General features: G+C 30.2%; 28 protein-coding genes and 2 pseudogenes. 8 read left to right on the top strand and 22 right to left on the bottom strand.

Going from position 1 to position 23,668, the window contains the following annotated elements; translation table 11 throughout:
- From KHA90_RS04100 to KHA90_RS04060, 9 genes are all read right to left on the bottom strand, one after another.
- The gene (locus KHA90_RS04100) at positions 1-1,809 is read right to left on the bottom strand and encodes a type VI secretion system Vgr family protein (RefSeq protein WP_213295717.1); all 1,809 of its coding nucleotides are present in this window, start codon (positions 1,807-1,809) and stop codon (positions 1-3) included.
- Positions 1,810-2,089: 280 nt separating this feature from the next.
- Positions 2,090-2,335: a hypothetical protein gene (locus KHA90_RS04095; protein ID WP_213295716.1), complete on the bottom strand. Its 246-nt coding sequence runs from the start codon at positions 2,333-2,335 to the stop codon at positions 2,090-2,092.
- Between the two features lie 4 nt (positions 2,336-2,339).
- The gene (locus KHA90_RS04090; RefSeq protein ID WP_213295715.1) at positions 2,340-2,639 is read right to left on the bottom strand and encodes a hypothetical protein; all 300 of its coding nucleotides are present in this window, start codon (positions 2,637-2,639) and stop codon (positions 2,340-2,342) included.
- Between the two features lie 65 nt (positions 2,640-2,704).
- On the bottom strand, positions 2,705-2,983 hold the full coding sequence (locus KHA90_RS04085) for a hypothetical protein (protein WP_213295713.1): 279 nt from the start codon (positions 2,981-2,983) through the stop codon (positions 2,705-2,707).
- A 74-nt stretch (positions 2,984-3,057) separates the two neighbouring features.
- Entirely contained in the window at positions 3,058-3,321 is a 264-nt protein-coding gene (locus KHA90_RS04080) for a hypothetical protein (RefSeq protein WP_213295711.1), read from the bottom strand.
- 11 nt (positions 3,322-3,332) lie between these two features.
- Positions 3,333-4,337, bottom strand: a complete 1,005-nt coding sequence (locus tag KHA90_RS04075; protein WP_213295710.1) for a primase-helicase family protein — start codon at positions 4,335-4,337, stop codon at positions 3,333-3,335.
- 77 nt (positions 4,338-4,414) lie between these two features.
- The gene (locus KHA90_RS04070; protein WP_213295709.1) at positions 4,415-6,133 is read right to left on the bottom strand and encodes a hypothetical protein; all 1,719 of its coding nucleotides are present in this window, start codon (positions 6,131-6,133) and stop codon (positions 4,415-4,417) included.
- A 12-nt stretch (positions 6,134-6,145) separates the two neighbouring features.
- Positions 6,146-6,340, bottom strand: a complete 195-nt coding sequence (locus tag KHA90_RS04065) for a hypothetical protein (RefSeq protein ID WP_213295708.1) — start codon at positions 6,338-6,340, stop codon at positions 6,146-6,148.
- Positions 6,340-6,582 (bottom strand): hypothetical protein, encoded by a 243-nt coding sequence (locus tag KHA90_RS04060; RefSeq protein WP_213295706.1) that lies wholly within the window; start codon positions 6,580-6,582, stop codon positions 6,340-6,342. Before KHA90_RS04060 ends, KHA90_RS04065 begins: the two co-directional genes overlap by 1 nt.
- A 603-nt stretch (positions 6,583-7,185) precedes the next feature.
- On the opposite strand from KHA90_RS04060, the gene KHA90_RS04055 reads away from it, so the two are divergent.
- Positions 7,186-7,575 (top strand): hypothetical protein, encoded by a 390-nt coding sequence (locus KHA90_RS04055; RefSeq protein ID WP_213295703.1) that lies wholly within the window; start codon positions 7,186-7,188, stop codon positions 7,573-7,575.
- Positions 7,576-8,591: 1,016 nt separating this feature from the next.
- Here the strand turns inward: KHA90_RS04055 and KHA90_RS04050 are convergent.
- The 8 genes from KHA90_RS04050 to KHA90_RS04015 all read right to left on the bottom strand — a co-directional run bounded on the left by KHA90_RS04050 (position 8,592) and on the right by KHA90_RS04015 (position 16,375).
- A complete protein-coding gene (locus KHA90_RS04050) occupies positions 8,592-8,990 on the bottom strand; it encodes a helix-turn-helix domain-containing protein (protein WP_213295700.1) in 399 nt (132 codons plus the stop codon).
- 82 nt (positions 8,991-9,072) lie between these two features.
- Positions 9,073-10,806 (bottom strand): sensor histidine kinase, encoded by a 1,734-nt coding sequence (locus KHA90_RS04045; RefSeq protein WP_244860246.1) that lies wholly within the window; start codon positions 10,804-10,806, stop codon positions 9,073-9,075.
- 219 nt (positions 10,807-11,025) lie between these two features.
- Complete coding sequence (locus KHA90_RS04040) at positions 11,026-11,532, bottom strand: GNAT family N-acetyltransferase (protein WP_213295698.1); 507 nt, start codon at positions 11,530-11,532, stop codon at positions 11,026-11,028.
- Between the two features lie 79 nt (positions 11,533-11,611).
- Entirely contained in the window at positions 11,612-12,571 is a 960-nt protein-coding gene (locus KHA90_RS04035) for a nitrilase family protein (protein ID WP_213295696.1), read from the bottom strand.
- A gap of 70 nt (positions 12,572-12,641) precedes the next feature.
- Positions 12,642-13,466: a helix-turn-helix domain-containing protein gene (locus KHA90_RS04030; protein WP_213295693.1), complete on the bottom strand. Its 825-nt coding sequence runs from the start codon at positions 13,464-13,466 to the stop codon at positions 12,642-12,644.
- 25 nt (positions 13,467-13,491) lie between these two features.
- Positions 13,492-14,259 carry an SGNH/GDSL hydrolase family protein gene (locus tag KHA90_RS04025; RefSeq protein WP_213295691.1) on the bottom strand — a complete coding sequence of 256 codons (768 nt, stop codon included), beginning with the start codon at positions 14,257-14,259 and terminating at the stop codon, positions 13,492-13,494.
- 67 nt (positions 14,260-14,326) lie between these two features.
- Positions 14,327-15,109: a DUF3050 domain-containing protein gene (locus KHA90_RS04020; protein ID WP_213295689.1), complete on the bottom strand. Its 783-nt coding sequence runs from the start codon at positions 15,107-15,109 to the stop codon at positions 14,327-14,329.
- 87 nt (positions 15,110-15,196) lie between these two features.
- Positions 15,197-16,375: an acyl-CoA dehydrogenase family protein gene (locus tag KHA90_RS04015; RefSeq protein ID WP_213295687.1), complete on the bottom strand. Its 1,179-nt coding sequence runs from the start codon at positions 16,373-16,375 to the stop codon at positions 15,197-15,199.
- A gap of 165 nt (positions 16,376-16,540) precedes the next feature.
- Here KHA90_RS04015 and KHA90_RS25805 point away from each other — a divergent pair.
- Positions 16,541-17,449 (top strand): annotated as a pseudogene (locus tag KHA90_RS25805) (helix-turn-helix domain-containing protein); the annotation flags it as partial.
- A gap of 353 nt (positions 17,450-17,802) precedes the next feature.
- Here KHA90_RS25805 and KHA90_RS25800 read toward each other — a convergent pair.
- Positions 17,803-17,844 (bottom strand): annotated as a pseudogene (locus KHA90_RS25800) (hypothetical protein).
- Positions 17,845-18,031: 187 nt separating this feature from the next.
- On the opposite strand from KHA90_RS25800, the gene KHA90_RS25795 reads away from it, so the two are divergent.
- Positions 18,032-18,289, top strand: coding sequence for a helix-turn-helix domain-containing protein (locus KHA90_RS25795; RefSeq protein ID WP_369769999.1), 258 nt, complete (start codon positions 18,032-18,034; stop codon positions 18,287-18,289).
- Between the two features lie 139 nt (positions 18,290-18,428).
- On the opposite strand, the gene KHA90_RS04005 is transcribed toward KHA90_RS25795, so the two are convergent.
- The 3 genes from KHA90_RS04005 to KHA90_RS03995 are packed head-to-tail and all read right to left on the bottom strand — an operon-like array spanning position 18,429 to position 18,924.
- Complete coding sequence (locus KHA90_RS04005) at positions 18,429-18,578, bottom strand: rSAM-modified peptide (protein ID WP_213295683.1); 150 nt, start codon at positions 18,576-18,578, stop codon at positions 18,429-18,431.
- A 34-nt stretch (positions 18,579-18,612) separates the two neighbouring features.
- Complete coding sequence (locus tag KHA90_RS04000; RefSeq protein ID WP_213295681.1) at positions 18,613-18,765, bottom strand: hypothetical protein; 153 nt, start codon at positions 18,763-18,765, stop codon at positions 18,613-18,615.
- Between the two features lie 39 nt (positions 18,766-18,804).
- Positions 18,805-18,924, bottom strand: coding sequence for an rSAM-modified peptide (locus tag KHA90_RS03995; protein WP_213295680.1), 120 nt, complete (start codon positions 18,922-18,924; stop codon positions 18,805-18,807).
- Positions 18,925-19,183: 259 nt separating this feature from the next.
- Here KHA90_RS03995 and KHA90_RS03990 point away from each other — a divergent pair, with 259 nt between their 5' ends.
- From KHA90_RS03990 to KHA90_RS03980, 3 genes are all read left to right on the top strand, one after another.
- The gene (locus KHA90_RS03990; RefSeq protein ID WP_213295676.1) at positions 19,184-20,746 is read left to right on the top strand and encodes a vitamin K epoxide reductase family protein; all 1,563 of its coding nucleotides are present in this window, start codon (positions 19,184-19,186) and stop codon (positions 20,744-20,746) included.
- Between the two features lie 89 nt (positions 20,747-20,835).
- On the top strand, positions 20,836-21,057 hold the full coding sequence (locus tag KHA90_RS03985) for a hypothetical protein (protein WP_213295673.1): 222 nt from the start codon (positions 20,836-20,838) through the stop codon (positions 21,055-21,057).
- Between the two features lie 25 nt (positions 21,058-21,082).
- Positions 21,083-21,274: a hypothetical protein gene (locus KHA90_RS03980; RefSeq protein WP_213295671.1), complete on the top strand. Its 192-nt coding sequence runs from the start codon at positions 21,083-21,085 to the stop codon at positions 21,272-21,274.
- A 297-nt stretch (positions 21,275-21,571) separates the two neighbouring features.
- Here the strand turns inward: KHA90_RS03980 and KHA90_RS03975 are convergent, their stop codons facing one another.
- Entirely contained in the window at positions 21,572-21,895 is a 324-nt protein-coding gene (locus tag KHA90_RS03975) for a helix-turn-helix domain-containing protein (protein ID WP_213295670.1), read from the bottom strand.
- A 227-nt stretch (positions 21,896-22,122) separates the two neighbouring features.
- Between KHA90_RS03975 and KHA90_RS03970 the strand changes: the two genes are divergently transcribed.
- Both KHA90_RS03970 and KHA90_RS03965 read left to right on the top strand, forming a co-directional pair.
- Positions 22,123-22,284 (top strand): hypothetical protein, encoded by a 162-nt coding sequence (locus KHA90_RS03970; RefSeq protein WP_213295669.1) that lies wholly within the window; start codon positions 22,123-22,125, stop codon positions 22,282-22,284.
- An 89-nt stretch (positions 22,285-22,373) separates the two neighbouring features.
- Complete coding sequence (locus tag KHA90_RS03965) at positions 22,374-23,558, top strand: radical SAM protein (protein ID WP_213295667.1); 1,185 nt, start codon at positions 22,374-22,376, stop codon at positions 23,556-23,558.
- Positions 23,559-23,668 lie beyond the last annotated feature (110 nt).

The following is a 23,668-nucleotide window of genomic DNA, read 5'->3' as shown; positions in this document are numbered from 1 at the left end:
TTAGTGGGATTTAGATTTCTCGCCACTATTGTTCTGTATTTCTTTTTCGGAATGTTTATTTATTTCACCGTTACTTGAAGATTCAATTCCTTTTACACTGTTTTCCTGTCTTTCCTTTTCAGTATGTGAATTTAGATCCCCTTCAATATGCTCCATAAAATTACCTGTTACATTTAGCATATGATTTCCACCTACATTTGTATTAAGCATCATGCCAACTGTACTGGTTTTATCTGCTCCGGCACTTTCCATAATATTCATTCCTGCACTTGTGCTAATACTCTGTGAAGCATTTAGATTAATATTTTCAGCATTGACTGTAAAATTTTTAATTGCATCAGTGGTAATATTACCTTGTCCATCTTGAAAAACCTTGCTTCCTGCTTTATCTTCTGTTAAAATAGAACCATCAGCATCGTTAATTACAATTTTACAACCACTTCGGGTCTGTATCATTTTTATATCGTTTTGTGGAGAGCCATAGCCAGAAGATTCATTTCCGTTATATTGCGCTCCCATAACATAAGGATTCTGCACATTATTACCTTCAAAACCTATTAATACTTCTTCTCCTATCTCGGGAATAAAATAAAATCCTTTTCCTGAACCTGCATAAGGCAATACCATTCGAATCCATTCAGTTACCGCACTGTCACTTGAACCGTAAAACTCCACTTTTAAACGTCCTAATCCTTCAGGATCATTATTATCACGTACTTTGGCTGGCTGGCTAGTCGCATTTGCGAAGACATGAATGTTTGTATAATGCGGTGCTGAAACATCGGCAGGAATAGCTTTAAACTCACAAGAATAATTTCCATGTACCTCGGAATGATGTATAACTTCTACAGCTATCAACTCATGTTCAACGGTTTGATTTACTATTGTAAAAACCTGTCCTAGCCCTATTGGGAAATAAGATATCCCACTATAAAAAACACTGTTTGCATCACTACCCGATGTTTGTAGGGTAATCATTTCGGCTACATCTTCTTTATCATAGGCATTTGCGGTATAAACACCACTGCTTAAATCTGAATTTGCTATTGTTCCTTGATTAAAAGTCACAATTGATGAAAAACTGTCTTTACTTCCTGTTGATGTTTTAGTAGATGAATTGCGAAAATCAGTAACATTCTTATAATCGTAACCTGTCAAAGAGATTTTATGACTAGTCATATTTGTCTGTATCTTAAAACTATGAAGTGAAGCTCCGTTTATCAATTTGACTTTACTTGTTTTTGTTTGTCCAAATTGCATACGCATTCCATCAAAATAAAACCATTGTCCGTAACGTGCAGATATTCTTTTCAGAAATTCAAAGCTACTTTCATTATATTGTATAAGGTTTTTAAATTCTTTACTGTAAGTAGATTTTATAGAGTCTCTTTGATAAAATTCCCCGGGTCCCTCAGCAAAAACACTAAGTACAATATCATCCATAGTTCGTTCCTGATAAGTTCTGGTTTTTCTCATGTCATCAAGAAAAACAGTATGACTTATACCAGTAACGTGCAAACCAACTGGGCTACCGTGAAGATCAACAGAGGATAATTCAGTTATAATACCTTTACTCATAAGCCTGATTCCCGTTATACTTTTAAAAGTAAATATAACTTCATCGCCTAAATAACTTCTTAGGGCTTTTGCCTGATCTGCGGGTTTTATAATTGCTTTACCTGTATACTGCCAAACAAATGAAAAATGATGATGATCGGCTACTTTTTGCGACAGCTTTAAATCATAATAAACAACGTTTTGGGTAAAACTCCCGATAGTAATATGAACTTGTTCTGAAAATTTTGACATTCTATGTTCTCGTTTTAGTAAGGTTATTAAATTTATTTTAAACTTTATAATCAAGGCGTAATTATCAAAAAACTAAATAAAAACTCTAAATTATCAACTAATTTGAGGTTTAAAAAGACAACTAATTTTGAAAGATTTTCTGAAATTGTGCGAAAAATACATAATTTTTAATTGTAAACATAATCTTTCAAAATTAAAATTTTACTTATGGAGCAATAAAAAAGGCATTTTTAGAATACTCTAAAAATGCCTTTTTTATATAGTTGTTTGACTTAAAAAGTTATTTTGACTGAAAATCAATTTTAAGCCTACTTCTTATAAGAAAAGTATATTTGTCTTTACCTTCGTCTAATATCTTATTAAACAGCTTTATTTTGATTTCTTCATCATTTATGTAATTCGAAAGCTTGTTAGCAGAGGTTAATTTGGTGTTTTTAACGTTGTTTTCTTTTGGATTCTCTAAAACACGAATAATAAAATTTCTATTTATTAATGCATTGGTGGGATTGTCTGATTTCTTTACCATTGGTCTAAAATTGGTTTTGCAATTGTTTAGTTTTTAATTGTTCTTCTCGGTGCTCTTGAAGAAGAATTTTTAATTCATCTGAAAGAAGATAACCGTCAGGTTTTCCATTTCTATCCATAAAAATAATTAGCTCTTGTGTTGAAATCATTTTTGCAAAAAGCCTTGCTCCCTCAGTTACATTTTTACGAGTCTCCTTTATAATCTCCTGAATCTCTTTTCGTATATAATCTTCTGAAAATTGACTTCTAAATAAGTCTTGTAGCTGGGCTTTGTTTCTTATATAATTCAAAGTTTTTAAATTCATAAATTTGGGTTTGCTAATTATTCAATTTGGTTTACTACTCGTTTTTTGATTGATGATTGATGTTTTTATTTTTTTTCCTTTTTCAGAAAATCACTTAATTCATGTATTCTTTTTGAAGCGGATTTAAAAAAGTCAATTTTTAAATTCAGGTTGAGAATTTCTTCTTTTTTAACACTTATGATTCCGTTTAATTTTTCTATTTCTTTTTTTTGCTCAAAATATTTATCAAGTGCAAAAAATAATATTTCAGGAGTAGTTTTAAAATTTTCCTCCTTTCCAACCCTTTCAAGTTGCTTTTGTTGCGATGCTGTAAAACTTCTGATGTAGGTACTTTTCTTTATCATGTGGTTGAATTGTAGATTTTTTTTGAATAGATCCGCAGCTGCAGTTTGTCTTGGTTCACAAAAAAATCTACTTTTTAAAGGTTAGTTATGGTTTGTTCTTTTTCTTCTATTACTTCAATCTTATCAAAAATCCCCATCGGCACAAAAATTTGATTAGCAGTGTATAATTCTTTAAATGCTTCAATATTTGTATCTTCATTAAAATAGAATGGTTGGGTACAAATAGCGCCAGTAACTGACTGTTGAAAATACATTGCCCCAATTCTTTTGCTTCCCCATTGATCTGCAAAATCTTCTTTTTTTGCTTCTCTTAATTTCATAAATACATATCGTGTCATAATGATAGATTTTAAAATGGTAAATCGTCTGGTCTTACTGTTGCTTTTTCTACTTTGTCATTAGGCGTACTGAGATTAATTTCCGTTTCTTCGGGTTTGATCTCATTTATAGTACTTATGTAAAAGTGAGGTACAGAATTTCCGTTTGCATTTTTCTTTTTCTTAAGTTCAATTCTCCATTGTTTCGCTTTGCAGTACAAAATTAGATTCTCACTAAATCTCTGTGAACTATTGGCTTTATTGCCTAATTCGTCCTTTTGATAGGTAAAAACAGGGGCTTTTTCTATCCATTCATTTAAATTGGATGCATCTGAGAAAAATTCGTTTAAGAATTTAACTGTATTATCTCCTATTTGCATCATGGCATTTTTATTAATTAGCGTATCCATAGGAGCCTCGATTTTTTCCTTTTGTTGCAAATAAAATTGAATACATTGAAGCATGAAGTTGTAATCTGTATTCCATTCTTTAGAAGAATATTCTTTTGTTAAAATGTTCTTATCATTAAAATCATCTGATATTTTTCGTGAAAAGGGATATTTATTGTCTCCTGTTTTTTCGTGATAATAATCACTATTGTAATAAACTAATAATCTACGTTTTGTTGATGACAACATTTCGGGAGCAAAGTTTGTTGTTGCTCCAACTTTTGCTGAATCATCGAAAGGAATATTATATTTTACACCTCCTTTTTGATTGGCAATAAAGTTGTCTGTAATCATGTTGTAGAAATATTCCATAGGTTGATATGGTCCTAAATCATCAAATAGTACAAACTTCTTTTTCGGTGTCACACCGTCCATTGGAAAATTATCGTCTTTTAATGTTTTTCCGCCAATCGCAATGGATTCTAACATCGTAAAAAGAGATTTTTGCAAAAATGATTTTCCCGTTCCGCCATAACTTCCTTTTACCGAAGAACCACCTGCATAATCAACACCCAGAACCATATAAGCTTTACTGGCACTTTTATACTGGTGCAATAAATATCCAACAGCATACATTTTATTAAGCAAATGAAGTTCTTGTAAATAGTTTTCATTATCATCCAGCTTGTCGCTGTTTATTTTAAAAATATTAGTATCAATTCCGGTTAAATCAGCATCTTTTTCCCAAATATGCGTGAAGTATTAATCAGTACTTTCAAGTAGTTACTGGAATTATCCAAGATTTTTATTCTTTTACGCTCCATTTCATCCAAATAAGTTTCAAAAAACGGATTTGATACTTCTAAGAAATGATTGATTTTTTCTTCTTCCCAAATATTAACTTCTAAGTTTTTAGAGTAATTAATCAAATCAATTTTATCTTTATTGACTTTCACAGCTTTATTGTTGAAAAAATAGTACTGAAAATCTATCCCGCAATTGTTTTTTTGATATTCAAAATAAGGTAATGATTTAAGGGAATTTTGATTAAAAAAAGGACTTCTTAGGATCATATTATAAATATTAATATTATGGTAATTGTCATCAAGCCATTGTGTTACACAGCGCTTTACATCACTTGGAAAAGTTTTTGATATTAAGTTATTTTGAATTTGAATAAAATAACCGTCCTCTTCTTTTCCTGTATCTGCACTTGAAAAAGGTTGTTTGTAAAGTCTAAAGTTTTTGTGCTTTAAAAAATGAAGTAATTTTTTTGGATTTAATTTTACACTTTTGTCTCCATAGTCCCAAAATTGAAAATTCAAAGCTTGTGACAATAGTTGTTTAAATTTGCTTTGCACTTTTTCTAACGAATCATTTTTATGTTTGCAAACCCAGTCCCTTAAATCTTTTTTGTTTTCTTTTTTTAAATATTCAGGGAGCCAAAGAACTTTAATGTTTATAAATTGCATTCCCATTGCAACAGCCTGTTTTATTCCCGTTTCGTCTAAATCAGGAACATAATAGATTGTTTTTACAATTTTAGAAAGTTTAAAATATTCATCTGAATTTATTATTTCAGCTTCGCTATTAAACCAAATTACATTGTAGCCTAATGATGCTAAATTTAATCCGTCACTCCCGCCAGTAGCAATAACTGCACATTCAAGTTTTAAATCCTCAATTTGTTCTTTAATCTTATTTTTGTCATATTCATTTTTTGCATATTTTTTTGATTCTGCAAGTCTTTCTATTTCATCAAAATCAACCATGTTAAAAAGTCTTTCCCATCCATAAATTATACGAGTAGGTTTGTTGCCTAAAAAATGATGTTTGTATAAAAATTCATCACCTTTTGGTGCTTTTGGCTCATACATTTTGCAAAAATCCTTTTGTTTGTATGCAAAGATTGGGTAATTGTCATTTGCAATAATGGTTTTTAGCTTGCCTGTTTTAGTAACCTTGCAATAGCTGTTAACACTATAAAAATCATATTCTTTGCAGATTTCAGGCGTTAAAAAAGGTGCTAAAAAATGGTAATTATCTATTTTCTTTGCATAATCGATTTTGTAATATTCCAAAGGTTTTTCTGTTGGTTCAAACTTGGTTTCAGGTTTGAAAAATTGACCTTTGATTTTTGATAAACCAAATTTTTGAAACAAATATTCGCACGCTTCAAGAAACTGGAAGTGATGTTCTTTTTTTACGTGGTCAATTGCGTTTAGACTTTCTTTAGTTGAGTGGTTATACACAACATATACACCTGTGTTTTCTTCACCTTTTTTATTGGAGAGTGTAGAACTTGCAGATTCTTCGTTATGGGTTTTAAAATGTTTACTTTTATTTTCTTTACCAACACTCTCAGGGTAAACCTCGTGAAAGTATGTAAGTCCGTAATCGGAAGCATCCCAAAGTAATTGTAGGTTGTACGGTTGGTTAGTCATTTATAAAGAATATTATAAGTAGATTGGTTTTGTAACTTCTTTTTCCTTAATTAAAGTTTCGTAACAAATGGCGAGTAGTTGGTCGTAAATAATGGTCAAATCTTCCTTTTGTTTGTGACTGAATAATGGCGAAAGTGGTAGAATGTCTTTTTGCAATTCTAATCTTTGTATATATGCAATTAGTTGGACATGGGTAAATAGCGCCATTATTTATATAGGTTATTTTTAGTTTGTTCTTTTTTTTTGACTTTTACGAGTAATTTTCCGATCTCTAATTCAACAATATTATTTTTTTGTGTTCCAGAAACTATTTTTTGAATGGAGGGATTAGAATATGGTACGCCGTTGGAATTAAAAATTTTCTTTTTGTTCAAATGCTCGATAATTTTTGGAGAATATTGTTTTCCGAGAACTCCTACGATAATTTCTTTTTGTTTACAGTTTATCATTTAACATGGTATTTCAAATTGAATAGTTGTGATTTTCATATAATTCACGTAAATATTTGTTAGTTAAATCGTCATTGGCAGGTACGTAAATGATTTTTTTACTTGACATATACCGATAAATTCCTTTTATTTTTTGATGTAATCTATATCTTCTGTATTTTTTATTATTTGACATGATCCATTGTTTAAGACATTTTTATTTACTTTAGTGATTGCCAACAGGAGAAAACTCTAACCTATTTATTTGTGCAATTATTCGTCTCTATTTTGCATATTGTAAGCCTAAAACAACCGTTAGGAATTTTACACATTAGCCATATAATCAGTAGTAGTAAGGAAATAATCAAACTGAATTGAAGTAAATCAAAAGTTATTGAATTGGGGCTTGAAATATATCTTTTATAGTTATTCATATTTGGCACTTGTTTTGAATTATATTTTAATAGCGTATAATACTCTATTAATTTTGTAACTTGCAGGTTGCTTTTAATCTGTTTTTAAGTGGTTTTGTATCTGCTTTCGACAGCGAATATATAAACTTTGTTTCGATTTTATTTAGCTAAATATAAACTTTTTTTATATTATCCGTAATAATATTTTTAAATGACTAAAATTCAAAGGGTTAGGAAAATTTGTAAATGGTTGATCTTTATTGATTATGCTGATAACGATGCTGATTTAGCCAAAAAATTGGGATATACTAAATCTTCATTTTCTCAGATAATGAATGAAAAAGTTCCCTTATCTGATAAGTTTGTAAATACTATAGTTAATTCTAATGAAAATATAAACATTGTTTGGATCAATGATGGAAAAGGTGATATGTTAATTGATAAAAGCAATGGAATCATGCCTTTCTATGAAAATTCTATTGTTAAGATAAAAGAGGTGGAAGATCGGATAAAGTTTTATAAAGAAATGATAGAATTTATCGAACAAAAATTGCAAGATTCTGAGGATGAAAAAAAACGATTAAAACTATTAGCTAAATAGCTATATAGCCCTCTAAAAACTGAATAAAATAGGATATTTTTTTTGATTAATCAAAATTTAGTTTTTATCTTAAGTTTCCAAATATTAGGAAACCAATAAATAAAAGGAAACTAAAAGGAAACAACAAAAAATAGAATCAAACCAATAAAAACGGGTTTCTTCGGTTAAGTTTCCTAAGTTTCCAAATTTATTTTGGATAATAGGGGGAGTAAGGGGGAAAAGGTAAATCAGATTTTTTTTAAGAAAAGAATTGAATAAGGTGTTTTAAATAACGAGCCAGTCTTCTGTTCCTTATTTGCTGTCGCAAATACATCATAAAAGACTGGCTCGTTATTTAAAACGATTTTTTATACAACCGCTTCGCTATTGTAATTTTATTGCTTAAATGGTCTTATTTGGGTTCTCTTAGAAATGATCGGGGTGTAAGGGGTAAATTACTGTATCGATGTGTCTTAAGGCGATGCAATATTACCGTCCGAGATGTTGAATAAGGTATTTTTTAATAAACTAGACAGTCGTCTATTCCTTATTTGCTGTCGCAAATACATCATAGACGACTGTCTAGTTTATTAAAAAAGAGTTTTTATACAACCTCTTTGCTATTGTATTGAAGTGTAAAAAATAGCAGTTTGTAAGTTTTTATAAATTTAAGAGAGTAAAAAAACGTGCGAAACCTTGTTTTTATTGGGTTGCCTCTCTGCATCCTGTGTCAAATTTGTGTCAAAAACAATCAAAAAAAGGCATTTTTTAAATATTAAGCATTTGATAATTAAGCGATTAGTTTTTGGATTTCGGAAAATTAAAATCCCATCCTCTCTGCAAGTATTGAATCCCGCAATTTTCTAATATTGAAATTGCGGGATTTTTGTTTAAGTCTAGTGTTATTTTTTTATAGCAGGAACTTTTACACTTTTAACAGCTATATATAGACCATGAATTTGGTTATTTTAGAAAAAAAAAAGAGATTTCAAATTTGAAATCTCTTTTTGCATAAACTTATATTTTATAAAAGGTTTTTATTTCCCTTTTAATAATTTCTCTAAATATTCATTTTTATCTTTTTCAACCTGAACTAAACGTTCATAAAGTTCTACAACTTTGTCTAAAGGATTGAATGTGCATTCATAATTAGTAGCGTTAACGACTCCGTTTCCACTACTACTGTCATAAAAACTATTAAAATAATTAATCATATTTTCTTCTGAAAAGTTTTTAATTGCTTCAACAGAAACTCCAAGAGCTTTTGCCACTTCTGTAAGTTTTTCTTCGTCTATGTTTTCGCTGTTTTCGATAGCTGAGATTGCTTGCTGATTTGTTCCTAAAGCCTGTGCAAGTGCTTCTTGTTTCATGTCTTTAAGTTCACGAATACGGCTTATTTTTCGCCCTATATGATATGGTTTTGTTGTTGTGCTCATACATCAAAGATATTTAAAATTTTTAGAGAAAAATAAATTTTAGTAAAAAACAGACTGTTTTTGTAAGATACGGTTTTCAATTTTACACAACCGGAATATAAATATCAAATTTTGCTCCCTTACCAAGTTTACCGGTTGCTTTAATAATTCCGTTGTGGTTTTCTACAATCTTTTTTACAATTGCCAGACCAATTCCTGTTCCTTTATAATCATTTTTATTATTAAGTTGCTGAAACATTTCAAAAACCCGACTTTCAAATTGAGGATCAAATCCAATACCATTATCGCTAATTGTAATATGACAATAATCTGCAGATGACGGAAGGTTTTTTGTTTTAGGTTTAGTATAAATGCTTTTTATAATAATTCGGGGAGTTTCGCCTTTTTTCGAAAACTTTAAAGAATTGCTTAACAAATTATGAATAAGTTGCGCAAACTGTGACGAAATCACATAAGCTTTGCAATCTCCGGAAATTTCGATAATTGCATTTTTTAATTTTATTTCTTGTTTTAAATTATCTAATACATTATTAACAATCTCATTAAGACTTACAATTTCAAATTTTTTCTCCGTTACGCTTGTTCGGGAATAATTTAATAAATCATTTATAAGTGCTTGCATATGAAAAGCCGAAACTTCAATACGCTCAAAATAGTATTTACCTTTTTCGGTTAAATTATGATGTTCATCTGTTAATATTCGATCCGAAAAAACCTGTATTTTCCTTAAAGGTTCCTGAAGATGATGACTTGAAATATAAGTAAAAGCCTCAAGTTCGTTGTTTGCAAGAATTAATTCGGCAGCACGTTTTTCTTTTTCATTATTTTGAAAAGTAAGTTCAGCGTTTGCAATAATAAGTTCAGCAGCACGATCTTCTTTTTCATTATTTTGATATTCCAGCTCCATATTCGCGATAAGCAGTTCTACAGCGCGTTTTTCTTTTTCCTTATTCTGAAAAGTAAGTTCTTTATTGGCAATAACAAGTTCTGATGCGCGATCTTCCTTTTCCTGATTTTGATATGCCAGTTCTGTATTTGCGATTACAAGTTCAGCGGCACGTTTTTCTTTTTCATTATTTTGAAAAGTAAGTTCATTATTTGCGATCAGAAGTTCAGCAGCCCGATCTTCTTTTTCCTGATTTTGATATGCCAGCTCCATATTAGCGATAACCAGTTCTGCAGCGCGTATTTCTTTTTCTTTATTCTGAAAAGTTAGTTCTTTATTGGCAATAACAAGTTCTGATGCCCTGTCTTCCTTTTCCTGATTTTGATAAGCAAGTTCTGTATTTGCAACAATTAATTCAGCGGCACGTTTTTCTTTTTCATTATTTTGAAAAGTAAGTTCATTATTTGCTATCAGAAGTTCAGCAGCCCGATCTTCTTTTTCCTGATTTTGATATGCCAGCTCCATATTAGCTATAACGAGTTCGGCAGCGCGTATTTCTTTTTCTTTATTTTGAAAGATAAGTTCAGAATTTGCGATACTTAATTCATCGGCACGTTTTTCTTTTTCATTATTTTGATACGCCAGTTCAGTATTTGCAATGACAAGTTCTGCGGCACGATCTTCCTTTTCCTGATTTTGATATGCAAGTTCTGTATTGGCAACAACTAATTCGGCAGCACGTTTTTCCTTTTCTTTATTTTGATACGCCAGTTCCTTGTTAGCAATAATTAGTTCTGCGGCACGTTTTTTTCGGACTTCAATTTGCTCTGCGAGTCTTTTATTAACAAGTAGCAATTCATCGTTATGATTTGCTTTATTCCGTTCAGGAAAAGTATTTGAATCAAGCGGAATAATCTTTTTTTCACTCATGTTTTCGAACGCATTTATCCAAATATAAACTAACAGAATTAAATGTCTGAATTTAAAATATAATAACTGAATTTATAATTGAAAAATGGCGGAAATGCTCAAATGTAATTATTTTTTAGTTTAAGTTTTTTCTTATTTTTTTTTGCAGTTTTAAATAAAGAAAACCCCTTGTGAATTATTTTTCGCAAGGGGTTTATTATTTTTAGATTAAATTAATAACTAAAGCCTAATCTCAAACAAACTAAAAGAACCTTCTTTATAATGTTCCGGTAATTCGCTTGTCCATTCGATCGTGCTAATTCCTTTATAATCGAAACCACAACTTGTGTAGTATTTGTTTATTCTTTCGTTTCCGCTATGTGTATCAAGTCTGATGTATTCTTTACCATTTTCTTTGGCGTAAGTTTTAGTCCATCCAATGATTTTTTTGACATAAGATTGTCCTCTAAATTTTGGATTCGTAGCAATTCTATGAAGATATATCGCCGGGTCTTTACTTGCTTCTTTCCAAATGATTAAATCATCAAAAGTAAGTACAAATGTGCACGCAACTTCATCACCTTCTTTGATTATAAAATGACGGTTTTCAGCAATTTCCTTTTCGATAAGTGCTCTTTCAAAACCTCTCCAGCTTTTGTTATTGACAGTTTTTTGATAAGATGTAGCTTCGTTATAAATATCGAAAACAGCGTCGATATCTTCCTTTGTAGTTTTAAAAAATTCCATTATTGGGTTGTATTCTGTAAATTAATGAATGCTGTAAAGATAAATTTTCATTGGCTTAAAGCCATTAAAATTCTTTGTTTTAACTTTTTTTATCAGAGTTCAGCCAAACTACATTTTGCTCAGATTCATGATTTTGACCAATTATATCGCGATACAATTCTGGTCTTCTTGCTTTTATGTAGCGATTTCCTCCAGCCTGAATATTTTTTTCAGGAGTAATTATTGCTGTTGCAAAAGAGTCTTCAAAAGATCGGCATTCGGCTATGATATCTCCAAAAGGATCAACAATCATCGAACAGCCATTTTTTAGTTGGTCATCATCCATACCAATTGGGTTTGAAAAAACGGCATAAATGGCATTATCATAAGCTCGTGCCGGCAACCATTTCATTAACCAGTCGCGACCTTTCATTCCGTCGAATTCCAGTCGTAAAGAAGTAGGATCAGCTTCCCGGTTTTTCCAAAGTTGAGGTGCAACAAAACCAGCTCCAGGTCTGGTCGAAGGCGTACACATTGTAACGTGTGGCATGAAAATAATATCAGCTCCCAAAAGTTTTGTGGCTCTGACATTTTCGATAATATTATTGTCATAGCAAATTAAAATGCCGCATTTCCAACCTTCGATTTCAAAAATACAATAACGATCTCCAGGGGTTAAATATGGATTTATAAACGGATGAAGTTTCCTGTATTTTGCAACTAATCCATTTTTGTCAACGCAAACATAAGCTTTGAATAAATTATCATTTTCATCTTTCTCAAAAAGACCGGCTAATATGATAATATCATGGTTTTTAGCAATTTCAATAAGTTTTAAAATGCTTTCTCCTGTGGGAATTATTTCTGCTAAATCCAGCATTTGTTCTTTTGATAAATGTCTTGCAAAAGTATATCCGGTTATGGAGCATTCATGGAACGAAATCACATCACAACCTTCGTTTGATGCTTTTTTTGAAAGTTTTTCTATTACAGATAAATTATAGTTTTTGTCGCCACTTTTATTTTCGAACTGAGCTGTGGCTATTTTTAGATTTTTCATATTTTACGCTATTAATGATTAGTCAAAATTAGCGTTCAGGAAAATCTATAAATTGTATAAAACCGACATTTTAAAGTAAAACTGAAGAAGGAGTTTTGATTAGATTATTGGCTAGTTTTCCGGTATTAAATAAATATTCTCTTGGAGAGATTCCGGTATGTTTTCTGAATTCTTTTATCAAATGAGATTGGTCTGAAAATCCTGCATCATAAGAAATTGTGGTCAAATTAGTTGCTTCAGATTTATCTTTTAATAATTTAAGAAAATAATGCAGCCTTATAACGTTGCCAAATTTCTTTGGATTTAATCCAATGCATTCTTTGAATTTTCTTTCCAGATGTCTTTCTGTATAACCTGTATATTCAACCAATTGTTTTACAGAGAAAAGTCCTTTGTTTGCAAGAATAAAATCCAGCGAACTATTTATTAGTAACTGATTTGGAATCGATTTTTTATTTGCCAGTTTTCTAAAAAACTGATTTAAAAGTGCTATTTTCTTTTCATTATTTTGTTCCGATAATTGTTCCTGAAGAATTAAAGTATCTAAGCCTAAAATAGCATCAATAGAAATAATGGAATCCTGAAATTCATTGGCAGGAATGCCCAAAAGTTGGTATATTCCATTCGGCTGAAAAACAACGATTACTAGAGAAATCTCCTTATCAGAATAAATCTCTTTAAAACCATTAAGTTGTCCGTACAAAAAGGAACTTGGTAAATAATTTTTTACTTTATAATTGTTAATGTCCGAGATCAGTTTGTTTTTTAAAGAAAACACAATCCCGGTATTGCCATCAGAAAATAGACGAAGTTTCTGGATATCAGTTTCCTTGCTATCTAAAAAAAGATAATGTTTGATGTAAGGTGATAACTCTTTTGGCGGTGAAACTTGCATGTATTAGTACTTATCTTAAAAATTATTAATCCTGTATAGCAATCTTTACTTTTGGTAAAATACGATCTGTAAACAAAGTATAAGCTTCTTTTGAAGGATGCAAACCATCACCTGCAACTAAATTTGGATTTTCAATTCCCTTTTGTGTAATATCAGTTATTGAAACGAAAACTACGCCATTTGCTTTGCAATAATCTTCGGCAAAAGTATTGTATTGTGCAATTTCGGTTGAGATTTTTGTTCCCTGACCCTGCATTTGAATTGTTCCAAACGGCGTATAAGCATAATCTGGAATTGAAATTACGATTACATTTTTTTTGTCCCCTTTTGCCAGAGTAATTGCTTTTTTTACCAATTCAGGAAATTCGTTTTCATAAATAGAGAAATCTTTTCCTTGATATTGATTGTTCACGCCAATTAAAAGAGTAACTAAATCATAATTAGCATCTAAATTCTGATTATTTATTGCCGAAATTAGATTTGTCGTGGTCCATCCAGTTGTCGCAATTACTTTTAATGAAAAGTTAGTTTGAGGATAAATGGCTTTTAGACTTGCTTTTAATTGTTCAGGATAACGACAGGTTTCGCAAACACTTTGACCTATTGTATAACTATCTCCTAAAGCTAAATAATGGACAGTTTTTGAAACCGTGTTAACAGGAGGAACTTGTGTAACTGGTGGAATAATGGGATCTGGAGTAACAGCGATTTCTGACTTTGTTTCATCAGAGCTGCAGCTTAAAAGGAATATGGAGAGAATAACAATAACTATTTGTTTGAAATGTGGGTTCATAATTTAGGTAAATTAAGTTTCGGTTCATTCTAAACAAATAGTTACGTTAAATAACTTATTTCGGTTTTTATACCATTTCTGTTTTCATCAGAATTTGTTCTTCGATGGCATTCCAAAGTCCGATTCGTTTTTCTAATGCAAGAATTGAAACTTCTTCCACTTCTTTCCATTTTTGGGCATCATCTTCACATAAATCAGATATCATTTGCATCGCCATTGGTCCGTGTTCATCAGCATCTAATTCAATATGTCTTTCAAAATAATAGAGCAATTTGCTTAAATCTGTGTCAGGAAGATTTTTTTGAAAGTTTTTCAAAATCGCAGTAAACATACTCGGTATCAAATCTTCTCTTCCAAAAGTAAATGCTGCAGCAATTTCATGAGGTTTTCCTTGTTCGATTACTCTAAAAGTAAAATCTAAAAAACCTTTAATATCCGGGTGCAATGAACTTTGTTTTATGGCAACAAAAATATTATGAAGCGAATTTACTTCAGATAAAAAATTGTTGATTCCGTTTGTATCGGCACCACAATCTTCCATTGCTTCAAGATACATTTCATAATGACTTTGTCTTCTTCCGTCAATAGTTAAATCTGTTTCTTCGGCAAGAACAATTTCGTTGATTAAATATCTTGTTTCAGGATTTTTTGTAGCAAACCAGGGTGTTGTTGTACAAGTAAGTTTAGCTTGTAAAGCTTTTAATAATGACATAAAATCCCAAACCGCAAAAACATGACTTTCTAAAAAACGATGCAAATCATCAATGCTTTGGATTTTATTGTATAAGGAATGTTGTAAAAGTTGATCTTTTTGAGGTTGAATGCTATTGTGTATAGTTTCAATATTCATTTGCGTATTTTTTTGCAAAGATAAAAAGCTTCTTGGATAACAAGAAGCTTTTCATATTGATTTTGTATATATTTTAATAGTTGTTTGTTATTTAAATGCTGGAATTCCAGTTACATCCATTCCGGTAATTAGTAAATGTATGTCGTGAGTTCCTTCATAGGTAATAACACTTTCAAGATTCATCATATGGCGCATGATTGAATATTCTCCGGTAATTCCCATTCCGCCTAACATTTGTCTGGCTTCGCGTGCGATATGAATTGCCATATCAACATTATTACGTTTTGCCATTGAGATCTGAGCTGTTGTTGCTTTTCCTTCGTTACGCAAAACGCCTAAGCGCCATGTTAATAATTGGGCTTTTGTTATTTCGGTAATCATTTCTGCCAGTTTTTTCTGTTGTAACTGAGTTCCTCCAATTGGTTTCCCAAACTGGATTCTTTCTTTGGCATATCTTAAAGCCGTGTCGTAACAATCCATCGCCGCACCAATTGCTCCCCAGGCAATTCCGTAACGAGCAGAATCTAAGCAACCAAGAGGCGCTCCCAATCCTGATTTATTAGGTAAAAGATTTTCTTTAGGCACCTTTACATTGTCAAAAATTAATTCTCCGGTTGATGATGCACGAAGCGACCATTTATTATGAGTTTCAGGAGTTGTAAAACCCTCCATGCCGCGTTCCACAATTAAACCGTGAATTCGTCCTGTTTCATCTTTTGCCCAAACAACAGCAATATCTGCAAAAGGGGCATTTGAAATCCACATTTTGGCTCCATTTAAAAGATAATGATCTCCTTTATCTTTAAAATTGGTAATCATACTTCCCGGATCAGAACCGTGATCTGGTTCGGTTAAACCGAAACATCCCATAAATTCTCCCGTTGCCAGTTTTGGCAAATATTTCATTCGTTGTTCTTCGTTTCCGTATTTCCATATAGGATACATTACTAAAGAAGACTGAACAGATGAGGTTGATCTTACGCCAGAATCTCCGCGTTCGATTTCCTGCATAATTAAGCCGTATGAAATTTGGTCTAAACCTGCACCTCCATATTCAACAGGAATATAGGGTCCAAAACCACCAATTTCTCCAAGTCCTTTAATAATTTGCTTAGGAAATTCTGCTTTTTGAGCATATTCTTCTATAATAGGAGAGACTTCTCTTTTTACCCATGCACGTGCTGATTCGCGAACTAATTTATGTTCATCTGTCAGTAAATCGTCTAGGTTATAGTAATCTGGAGCTTGAAATAGGTCTGGTTTCATTTTTGATAGTTTTACAAAACAAATTTACGGAATAAAAATATAACAAAACAATGTTAAAATGTTATATTTTAATATCTATGAAAGAAGAAAAATAGTATAAATGCAAATTTATTTTAGTTTATTGAAAATTTATAAGCTATTTTTGAGATTCCAAAAACAAAATGAATGAGGCTGATCATCTCTTTTTTACTCTTTTTTGTTCTGAATAATGCATTTGCTCAACAAAAAAGTGCCTTAACAGAACAAGAGTACTTAATTTTACAAGATAAGATTCGATTAAATGGAAATGCAAATGTTGATAGTGCTCTGGTTTATGCCAATAAAATGGCTAAATCGAATAACTATAAACATTTAGCCTTTGCAAATGGGGCAATGTCCTATTTGCTACAAATGAAAGGTAATATAAAACAATCTAAGGAAAAATATAAATTATCTCTTGCTTTCCTGAAAAAAATGCCTGATTCGCGAGACAGGACACAATTGGAATCTTACATTTATAATTATAACGGATTAACAGAATGGAAAAGAGGAAACTTTAGTAAAGCCCTGGATGTTTATCAGGAGGGAATGAAGCTTTCTATAAATATAGGAGACATAACTCAAATCCTTAAATTTAAGGCTAATATTGCTTTAATAAACGAATCCGTTGGAAATTACCAATTAGCAATTAAAAATTTAAGACAACTCAATGATTTTCTTGATAAAAATGAAGGCTTATTTACTAAAGAGCAATTTTTAAACAGAAAAAGTAATATCAATCTTAGTTTAGGTAGTTCTTATGAGAACTATTTCATGAAAAATCTGAAAAAAAGATATTTACTTGACTCTTCAGAATATTTTTATAAGAAAACTGTAGATTATTCTCAAAATTTTGCTGAGAATAAAACGACTGCAAAGTTAAGTTTAGGAAATGTTTACAGCTGGAAGGGCGATTATAAAAATGCTGAAAAAACATATTATGATATTGTGTTTTTTTCACAACAAAATAATCAACAAGATTTATTATGTGTTGCTAATTATAATTTAGGCGACATATATTATACAACAAAAAAATATGATAAAGCATTGGTTTTCTTTAAAAAGACAGATTCAATTTCAGCTTTAACTAACAGTAATCATGTTGACTATCTAAAATCAAATTATTACCAGGCTAAAATTTACAATATTCTTAAAAAACCTGAACTTGCTTACAAACACTCAAAAATTTATTTAGATAATTATGAAAAATCTGAAGCTAAATTAAGAGAAGAGGCATTAGAGGTCAATTATAAATTAGGAGTAGGCGGCTTAGCAAATGAAATGATATCTATTCAGGAAAAATACAAATATGAAGTTTTTTTGAATAAAGCTTTAAAAGTTTTTTATGTCGTTTTATTTGTTGGTATTGTGTTTTTATTAATTAAAAATATTAGAGATAAAAATAAGGCTCACAAAAAAATGAATGCTTTAATTGAAGAGTTCAAAGCCAATTTAGAAAAGAAAAGTCTAGAACCTGAAGAAGTTTTGGTTGAGGCAGAAGAACAGGAAGAAATTCAATTTAAAAAAGAAAACGTCAACTTAAGTATTGATGAGGCCAAAGAGAATAAAATAGTCGAGAAATTACTTGCTCTTGAAAGTAAGCACGAATACTTACATGCTGATTTCACGTTGTCGTATGTGGCTAAAAAGATAAAAACAAATACTACTTATTTATCTTACGTTGTTAATAAACGATTTGGGAAATCATTTGGAGAATATTCAAATGAGCTTAAAATTAATTATGTGATTAACGAGATGATTACCAATCATATGTATCGTAAATATTCTACTCAGGCAATTGCAGAAAGTGTTGGGTTTAAAAATGCAGTATCGTTTGCTAAATCATTTCGCAAACGAACTGGAGTATCTCCAGCTCAATTTGCGAATAATATATAATATGTAATAAAATGGGTTAGATCGTTGCTTTCTCTCATTTCTTGCTGAAATCTGGAATCTAATTTCTCCCATAGCATGAATAGTTTTTTGTTGGTTTCAAACTATTTTTCGATTTAAAATATGCAATTCAAGATTTTATTTAACCATTTCCCCCTTTTCCGGTTCCTTTTCCTGGATCAATAGGTTCTTCGCCTCCACCACCTCCATCACCTCCAAAAACTTCTTTTTGATGATTTTTTGTTAATTTTTCTAAGTTAAAATCTTCTAGTTTTAATTTTGTAATTTTCATAATAATTATTTTTTTAGTTTTTGAGTTTATAATTTTATTGATTTCCGCTTCCAATACCTTTACCTGGATCTACTTCATCCGGAGTTAAAGGAGGATCACCACCACCACCTCCAAGTACTATTTTTTGTTTGCTAATATCCAATTTTTCTATTCTGAAATCGTCAAGTTTTAATTTAGTATTTTTCATTGATTTTATATTTTATAAATATTGATTTATTTAATGAGTTCAACTTCCAATTCCTTTAGATGGATCTACATAAGTATCACCTCCACGAACTGTTTTTTGTTCCTTTTTAGATAGTTTTTCCATCTCAAAATCTTCGAAATTTAATACCTGTTTTGTCATGTTTTTATAAATTAGGTTTATTGATTTATCAAAACTAGACAAAAAGCAAAACCCTTAGTCGAGATTAGGGGTTTGAGAGTTTTTGACAATGAAAAAACACTTTAATATGCTGTAAAACAATTGTTTGTGTTTTTATTCAGACTGATATAATTTATAAATTGTATGTAGTATAATTAATAAATTGTATGCTTTGAGCACTTTTTTATCAATAAAAACACCAATATTTGCATTGTAATTATGATTTTAAAGATTCGAAAAGATGTTAAAACTTGTTCAAAAATTTCTACAAATAAATAGGTACTCGGAAATTAAAAATGAGTTTAAAGATTTGTTTCTTTCTCATCCTAATTATCCAAGCTTATTTGCGATAACAGATTCTTTGGATTTGCTTTCAATAGAGAATGCTGCCGTACGAGTTTCAAAAGAACAAATAGTGGATTTGCCATCTAATTTTTTAGCATATTTTAAAGAGGAACTTATACTAGTAGAAAAGGCAAAAAATTTTGTTCGTATTAATACAATTAAAAGAGGAAGCATAAAAATGCCATATGAAAAATTCCTTTTAGACTGGAATGGAGTTATTGTGGCAATTGAACCTAATAATGTAATTGCGAGAGATAATTTAAAGGTTGAATTCAGTTGGTTAAAATATACGTTACCTCTTTTATTATTAGTTGGGATGTCTTTTTTCTATAATACCTATAACTTGTTTAGTGTTGTTTTTTTAACAACATCAATTTTGGGTTTTTTTATAAGTTTATTTATTGTTCAGGAAAAGTTGGGATTTAAAAATAGTATTATTTCAAAATTCTGTAATCTAAGTTCAAATTCTTCTTGTAGTTCTGTTATAAACGGTAAAGAAGTAATAGGAGATAAATGGATTAATTTTTCAGATTTGCCGCTTATTTTTTTTGGATCAAGTTTGATAGCAATTTTAGTTCAGCCTTTAGAGTCGGCTATTTTAGTTGGATTTTTAAGTTTATTGGCGATACCTGTTTTGGTCTCTTCAATTTGGATTCAAAAATTTGAAATTCAAAAATGGTGCATAATGTGTCTGGTAGTATCAGTTTTGATTTTTGCACAAAGTGTTATTTGGTTTGCATCTGATCTGTTTACGTTAAGTTTTAGTTTTGAGATTTTATTTCCGTTCTTATTAGCTGTAGTTTTTCTTGTGCCAATCTGGTCTATTTTAAAATCGATGATAAAAAATATTTTAGGAAATGAGAATTCTTTAAAAGAGATGAAAAAGTTTAAAAGAAACTACTCTTTATTGGATTTCTTATCAAAAAAAGTTCCTTACACAAGTGGGTTTGAAGATTTAAGAGGTTTGAATTTTGGAAATAGAAATGCAGCAGTAAAGCTTTCTATTATTATTAGTCCGAGTTGCGATCATTGCCATAAAACATTTCAGGAAGCATTTGATTTGGTATTAAGATTTCCGGATAAGATTTATTTAAACGTTTTATTCAATATTAATCCAGAAAATGCAGAGAATCCATATAAAGCAGTTGTCGAAAGACTTTTAACCATAAATAGAGCAACGCCAGGAAAAACGGTTGAAGCAATATCTGACTGGCATATTAAAAAAATAGGTCTCAAAAAATGGTTGAAAAAGTGGCATGTTGATTCAGTAAATATGATGATCAATCAGGAAATACAAAAGCAATATGAATGGTGTTCTAAAAATAATTTTAATTATACACCGGTTAAAATTGTAAATGAAAGAATATTTCCTTTAGAATATGAATTAAGCGAATTGAAATATTTTCTAAACGATTATATAGAAGAAAAAGAAACCGAAGTTCTTGAAAAAACAGCATAGTTTCAGGATGATAAATAAGTTAAGCAGTATTGTTGTTTTGGAAAAAGATTAAATGAAAGAGTAAATAAAAATATCAAAAACGAATTATCATGATAAAAAACATCTTAAACCTTGAAGGAGCTCATTTATTAAGTTCACATGAGCAAAAAGTTATACAAGGCGGGCAGCCAATTCAGCCATCTACTTGTCATTGCTTTTGTGTTAGAGGAAATGTGTCCAGTAGTGCATCTTGTTTTGCATATTGCCCTGACGGATCAATTCCTGGTTTGAGCGAAGGAAGTACAGGAAATTGTAAGTTTCCATTTGAATAAAATTTAATTGTAGCAAAATATATAGATGTTAAAAAGTATTTTGAGTTTAGAAGATGCACAGCATATTAGCAAAAATGAGCAGAAAACAATAAAAGGAGGAATTCCGGAATGTTGGATATATGCAATAGAAGCTGGTTGTGTTTTAATACCCGTAGGCGGAACCTGTCCTGTAAATACATTAGCAGGTATTTGTGATACAAGTCGCCTTTGTTGTTAATTTTTAACCGTTTTAATAGAAGTACGAAATAGCCTTTTTTAGAATTTAGTCATGTTTTTTTTAATTTGTAGGCGCTCGATCGTGGAACATTGAGCAAATTTCCCAACATTGATGATTGGTGTAGGGATTCTTAAGAAATTGGTCACTGAGTTGATTTTAATTGGTTAGGGTTAACCAGTGCCATGTCCTACAGAAATTGTATTTCTAATAAATATGGTCTTTAAATACCTGACAGAGAAGATTTTAATCTTCTCTGTTTTTTTATGTTTTAAATTTTTATTCCGTTTAATCTATTTCTTATAACTCTTTTCTTAATTGTTTTTTAAGGAGAATATTTTCATCTTCTAATTTTTGATTAAATTTCAGAATTGTTCCTATAATCTTTAAATACAATCCATGGTTAATAATGTCAGTATTTGTTGAAGTTTTATTTTTTCTTTTGAGTTGATGAATATCCTTATCTAAAATTTTGGCAAAAAGCACCCATTCATTTTCTCTTATTCGAGATATTCCTCTTTCTTTTTTAGAATAAGTAGTTTGCTCCATAGCGAGCATATCTGCCATTTCCTTTTGAGTAAATCCTTTTTCTTTTCTAGCGTTTATTAAATTTTCATGTTTCATCTTAAATGAATTAAAAACTAATATACTTCTATTTCTTAATAGATTATGAATATTTTTTCATTTTTCCTAAAAAAAGCCTAAAAATATCCTACAAAAATAAAAACTATAAACATGTTTTTTCCTACTTTTGAAAAATGAAATTTTCAAAATATTTGGATTTTAACTTGTGCGCAGAGTTCCTATATTATGAAATTTTTCAAAATATTAATAAATTAAAAAAAAGTAAAATGAAAAATGAAAAAAAGTTTTTTTTTAGTAAAGAAGAAAATGTTCTCGACTTATTAAACAAATTGGACAGGAATCAAATGAAACAAATTATAGGTTCATATTCTGAAAGAACGTATGCCGAGAGTACAGGTACAAAAAAGCCAAGACCTGTTACAAAGTAATTTTTAACTTAATTAAAATTAATGTTTAAAGGTTGCATTTTCATGTTACAAGCACGAATTAATTTTCGTGCTTTAATAAATTAAAGTAAATGAGAACAACACACTTAGTAGTTAAGGTTGCTAGCAGATGCAATCTTAATTGTACATATTGTTATATGTATAATATGGGGGATGACAGTTATAAATCGCAGCCAAAATTTATGTCAAAACATATTGTCAAATCTATGTTAGTGAGAATAAAAAAGCACTGTATTGAAAATAACCTAACAGAATTTTTAATAATTTTTCATGGTGGAGAACCGTTACTTGCCGGAATAATTTTTTTTAAAGATTTTATTAATCTAGTAGATCAAATTATTCCTAAAACTATTGAAATGTCCTATACCATGCAATCAAATGGAGTATTAATAGATAAAAAAATCTGTGAAGAATTAAGTGATTTAGGAATTGGAATAGGGATTAGTTTAGATGGGACTTCAAGTTCGAATAATAAAAATAGAATTTATCATAATGGTAAAGGTTCTTATAATGAAATAATCAAGGGATCTAACTTTATCAAAGAAGTTTATGGTAAAGAATATAGCGATTTTTTATGTGTAATTGATACAGATGAAAAACCGAAGGATGTTTATGAACACTTTAAAAAATTAGAAGCACATTCAGTTCATTTTCTCTTTCAAGATTTTAATTATATTTTATCAAATCAAAACTCAGTTCCAAAAATTGGATCTTGGTTAGTTGAAATGTTTAATCTGTGGTATGAAGACCAAGATTTAAAAAAGCCAGAAATAAGACCCCTAAACGATTTAATTGGTTTAATATTAGGATTGGATAAAAATTCGGAAAATTTTGGAAAAGGGATTAACGATACATTAGTTATAGAAACAAATGGGAGTATTGAAACAGTTGATACATTAAGAATATGTGGAAATGGTTTTACAAAAACAAAGTTTAATGTTATAAAAGATGAGCTTAGTGCAATTTATCAAGGTTCTGAACTAGCACGCAAATATTATAATGGACATGACAATCTTTGTCGAGTATGCAACAATTGCTCACTTGAATCTATTTGTGGAGGAGGATATTTAGGTCACAGATTTTCGCCGATAAATCAATTTGATAATCCTTCAATTTATTGTAAAGAGATTGTTGAAATAATTTGTCATATTCAAAATCAATTATTAAAAGAACTACCATCTGAAACTATTAAAGAATTAAAAGTGGAAGCTTTAAATTATTATAAAATTATAAATGAATTCATTGTTGTCCGATAAAAAAAGAAGCCAAAAAGATGGCTTCTTTAAATGAATCGTAAATTTGTGTTTCGACATACAAAATACGATGAGTAAAAGTAATTATTTTTCTAGTAAATCTGTTTTCGGAC

Source organism: Flavobacterium psychroterrae (genome assembly GCF_018380615.1).
GTDB classification, from domain to species: domain Bacteria; phylum Bacteroidota; class Bacteroidia; order Flavobacteriales; family Flavobacteriaceae; genus Flavobacterium; species Flavobacterium psychroterrae.
This window is presented reverse-complemented; position numbering and strand designations above follow the sequence as displayed.

Bases quoted from the DNA above. Each gene is read 5' to 3' on its own strand.
- KHA90_RS04100 (WP_213295717.1), bottom strand. From the start codon at position 1,809: ATGTCAAAATTTTCAGAACAAGTTCATATTACTATCGGGAGTTTTACC.
- KHA90_RS04095 (WP_213295716.1), bottom strand. From the start codon at position 2,335: ATGGTAAAGAAATCAGACAATCCCACCAATGCATTAATAAATAGAAAT.
- KHA90_RS04090 (WP_213295715.1), bottom strand. From the start codon at position 2,639: ATGAATTTAAAAACTTTGAATTATATAAGAAACAAAGCCCAGCTACAA.
- KHA90_RS04085 (WP_213295713.1), bottom strand. From the start codon at position 2,983: ATGATAAAGAAAAGTACCTACATCAGAAGTTTTACAGCATCGCAACAA.
- KHA90_RS04080 (WP_213295711.1), bottom strand. From the start codon at position 3,321: ATGACACGATATGTATTTATGAAATTAAGAGAAGCAAAAAAAGAAGAT.
- KHA90_RS04070 (WP_213295709.1), bottom strand. From the start codon at position 6,133: ATGACTAACCAACCGTACAACCTACAATTACTTTGGGATGCTTCCGAT.
- KHA90_RS04065 (WP_213295708.1), bottom strand. From the start codon at position 6,340: ATGGCGCTATTTACCCATGTCCAACTAATTGCATATATACAAAGATTA.
- KHA90_RS04060 (WP_213295706.1), bottom strand. From the start codon at position 6,582: ATGATAAACTGTAAACAAAAAGAAATTATCGTAGGAGTTCTCGGAAAA.
- KHA90_RS04055 (WP_213295703.1), top strand. From the start codon at position 7,186: ATGACTAAAATTCAAAGGGTTAGGAAAATTTGTAAATGGTTGATCTTT.
- KHA90_RS04050 (WP_213295700.1), bottom strand. From the start codon at position 8,990: ATGAGCACAACAACAAAACCATATCATATAGGGCGAAAAATAAGCCGT.
- KHA90_RS04045 (WP_244860246.1), bottom strand. From the start codon at position 10,806: ATGAGTGAAAAAAAGATTATTCCGCTTGATTCAAATACTTTTCCTGAA.
- KHA90_RS04040 (WP_213295698.1), bottom strand. From the start codon at position 11,532: ATGGAATTTTTTAAAACTACAAAGGAAGATATCGACGCTGTTTTCGAT.
- KHA90_RS04035 (WP_213295696.1), bottom strand. From the start codon at position 12,571: ATGAAAAATCTAAAAATAGCCACAGCTCAGTTCGAAAATAAAAGTGGC.
- KHA90_RS04030 (WP_213295693.1), bottom strand. From the start codon at position 13,466: ATGCAAGTTTCACCGCCAAAAGAGTTATCACCTTACATCAAACATTAT.
- KHA90_RS04025 (WP_213295691.1), bottom strand. From the start codon at position 14,259: ATGAACCCACATTTCAAACAAATAGTTATTGTTATTCTCTCCATATTC.
- KHA90_RS04020 (WP_213295689.1), bottom strand. From the start codon at position 15,109: ATGAATATTGAAACTATACACAATAGCATTCAACCTCAAAAAGATCAA.
- KHA90_RS04015 (WP_213295687.1), bottom strand. From the start codon at position 16,375: ATGAAACCAGACCTATTTCAAGCTCCAGATTACTATAACCTAGACGAT.
- KHA90_RS04005 (WP_213295683.1), bottom strand. From the start codon at position 18,578: ATGAAAATTACAAAATTAAAACTAGAAGATTTTAACTTAGAAAAATTA.
- KHA90_RS04000 (WP_213295681.1), bottom strand. From the start codon at position 18,765: ATGAAAAATACTAAATTAAAACTTGACGATTTCAGAATAGAAAAATTG.
- KHA90_RS03995 (WP_213295680.1), bottom strand. From the start codon at position 18,924: ATGACAAAACAGGTATTAAATTTCGAAGATTTTGAGATGGAAAAACTA.
- KHA90_RS03990 (WP_213295676.1), top strand. From the start codon at position 19,184: ATGTTAAAACTTGTTCAAAAATTTCTACAAATAAATAGGTACTCGGAA.
- KHA90_RS03985 (WP_213295673.1), top strand. From the start codon at position 20,836: ATGATAAAAAACATCTTAAACCTTGAAGGAGCTCATTTATTAAGTTCA.
- KHA90_RS03980 (WP_213295671.1), top strand. From the start codon at position 21,083: ATGTTAAAAAGTATTTTGAGTTTAGAAGATGCACAGCATATTAGCAAA.
- KHA90_RS03975 (WP_213295670.1), bottom strand. From the start codon at position 21,895: ATGAAACATGAAAATTTAATAAACGCTAGAAAAGAAAAAGGATTTACT.
- KHA90_RS03970 (WP_213295669.1), top strand. From the start codon at position 22,123: ATGAAAAATGAAAAAAAGTTTTTTTTTAGTAAAGAAGAAAATGTTCTC.
- KHA90_RS03965 (WP_213295667.1), top strand. From the start codon at position 22,374: ATGAGAACAACACACTTAGTAGTTAAGGTTGCTAGCAGATGCAATCTT.